This window comes from Clostridium sp. DSM 8431 (genome assembly GCF_900116755.1).
GTDB lineage: Bacteria > Bacillota > Clostridia > Clostridiales > Clostridiaceae > Clostridium.
The window spans coordinates 1-2537 of sequence record NZ_FPBY01000276.1 but is presented as its reverse complement, the minus strand read 5'-3'; the positions used below and the strand labels follow the sequence as shown (position 1 = coordinate 2537).

Sequence of the window (2537 nt, the reverse complement as noted above, 5' to 3'; positions counted from 1 at the left end):
AAAATAGGACACGTTGAATAAGGAATTAAACATGCTTTATAAAGTTTTATAAGGTTTTGGCAACGGAGAAATGGATGTAAACTGGCTTATGAAAGCAGCTGGACATACTGATAATGAAGATGTAATGAAAGCTCTACAAACAATGGAACCCCTAGGAAATACAATAGCAGATTTTTGTATTGATGAAGCTATAGATATAAGTGATTGTCTTGATAAAATTAAAGTGCCAACATTTATTTTCACAGGAGGAGATGAAATTATAGCTTATCCTAGATATTCTGAAAAACTTCATGAAGTAATTAGTGATTCTGAGCTTGCAATACTTAAGGGAGGAAGACATTTAGTATGTATTTCTGAGAAAGATAAAATTAAAGATATGGTATATGATTTTATAGATAGAAAGATATTAAAAAATAGTATTTTAATAATAAATAATGGAGATATATCTGATTAATAAAATTCAGAAATATCTCCATTTTTTAGATATTATTACTAGAAGTAGCTGTTGATTTTGAACTAGTAGTTGAATTATTCATATTTCCTTTTTGACCTCTTCCTTGGCCTCCTTTTTGGAAGTTTGATGAATTAGTAGCTCCATTTTCAGAAATATTATTTACAGTACTTGAAGTAGTAACTGTTCCGATTTTAGTTCCTCCTGAATATGAGGAATATATACCATCTTCAGAAGTTCCATCAGAAGCTCCTCCATATGAAACTGTATAAGTTTTATTAGATTCTAACTTAGGAGTAGAAATTATTACAGATGAATATGCTTTGCTTGGCGCATAAGTAATAATATTATTACCATTTTCATCTTGTACATTAATTAATGTATTAGCCTCTTTTGAAGTTAAAGTAGCATTAATTACATTTTGTGTGGATGAGCTATCTGGAGCTTCAACCATTCCTGAGCTTCCAGTTGCAACTAAAATACCACCATTAATTTGAATTTTTCCATCAGAATCTAAGGTACTATCTGCTCCTGAAACAGAACTATTAACAAGGGTAGTACCACCATTTATAAAAATAGAACCATTTGAATCAAGACCATCACCAGAAGCATCTACAGTTAAATAACCACCATTAACAGTTATATTAAGATCTGAATCGCTGACTTGTCCTGGGTTAAAAGTATCAGTTCCTGATCCATCGCTGGCATTTAAACCATCATCACTAGCTACAACCTTTACTGTACCATCATTTATAGTAATATATGATGCTTCAAGACCTTCATAAGATTTTGTTATATTTATAGTACCTCCATTTATTTCTACATTTGTATCCCCATGAATTCCTTTATCACCAGATTCAATATTGATTTCACCATTATTAATAATAGTATCAACATTTGAATGTATAGAATCATCACAGGAATTAATATTGAAAGTACCACCATCTATTTCTAAGGTTGCAGATGATTTTAGGGCTTTTTGGCTTACACTATTAGTTTCATCAGTAGATGATTCATTAGATGTATCTTTTGAAGGCATATTTGTATTTTTATTACCATTAGAAGGTGTACCCATTTTGTTATTACCATTTGGCATATTCATTTCTCCATTATTAGGAGGAGTGCCAATTTTTGTATTACCATCAGGCATAGTCATATTACCATCTAATGTAGGATTATTGCTTTTTGTAGAATTTTCGCTACCACCACCTGTTTTAATATCAAAGTTTCCATCAAGTATTATTAAGTTTGATTCAGCTTGAATTCCATCTTTCTCAGAAGTTAAATTAAAGTTTCCGTTATGGATTTCTACATAACCTGTATCTTCTTCTGTATTAGTAGAAGATATAGAATCTCCTGTAGAAGTTATATTATATGTTCCATCAGTAATTATTACAGAATCTTTTCCTTTTATGGCATCACCAAGGGAAGTTATATTATAAGTTCCACCTAAGAAGGTTAAATCATTTTTACTTTTAATGGCAGATTTATAATTTGCATTTACTGTAAGAGTACCTGTACCATTAAAAGTTATGTCATCCTTGCTAAAGATAGTTGAATCAGGTTCATCTGTATTTTCTTCAAAGTTATAGTTAGATGAATCTGTTAGAATGTTTTGAGTATTATCAGCTAGTGTAAATATAGTATCACCATTAATGATATTTATGGCTGGACCTGTAGATGAAGTTATATTAACTCCATTTAATAATATTTTTACATTCTTACTGTCTTCTGTGTTTATAATAATTTGACCATCTGATAAAGTTCCAGTTATGTTATATAAACCAGCTGAAGTTATAGTTACAGTATTATTATTATCTATAGTAGCACCTGAGTTTTCTCCATCGATAGTAATTGTATTTCCTAAATTTATAGTTGTATTAGTATCTTCTTTTGTAATAGCATCTTTGTACTTCACTTCATGAAGAGAGATTCCATTTGAGGCAGTAGCACTTTCAGTAGCTGTAGTTACAGTAGTATTATTATTCATTATTTTTGGAATCGCTATTCCGAGAGTTAGTGCTGAAGCTAGTGCTACTATACTTAAAGTTATTATTAATTTCTTTTTCAAAATAAGTTCCTCCTT

2 protein-coding genes are annotated in these 2537 nt (G+C 30.2%); one reads left to right on the top strand and one right to left on the bottom strand.

Going from position 1 to position 2537, the window contains the following annotated elements; all coding sequences use genetic code 11:
* Positions 1-70 precede the first annotated feature (70 nt).
* Positions 71-454, top strand: a complete 384-nt coding sequence (locus tag BM384_RS16625; protein WP_090015319.1) for an alpha/beta fold hydrolase — start codon at positions 71-73, stop codon at positions 452-454.
* A 25-nt stretch (positions 455-479) separates the two neighbouring features.
* Here the strand turns inward: BM384_RS16625 and BM384_RS16620 are convergent, their stop codons facing one another.
* Positions 480-2522 carry a carbohydrate-binding domain-containing protein gene (locus BM384_RS16620; RefSeq protein WP_139232164.1) on the bottom strand — a complete coding sequence of 681 codons (2043 nt, stop codon included), beginning with the start codon at positions 2520-2522 and terminating at the stop codon, positions 480-482.
* Between the last annotated feature and the right edge of the window lie 15 nt (positions 2523-2537).

Excerpts from the sequence above, each read along its gene's own strand:
- BM384_RS16625 (WP_090015319.1), top strand. The coding sequence starts at position 71 with ATGGATGTAAACTGGCTTATGAAAGCAGCTGGACATACTGATAATGAA.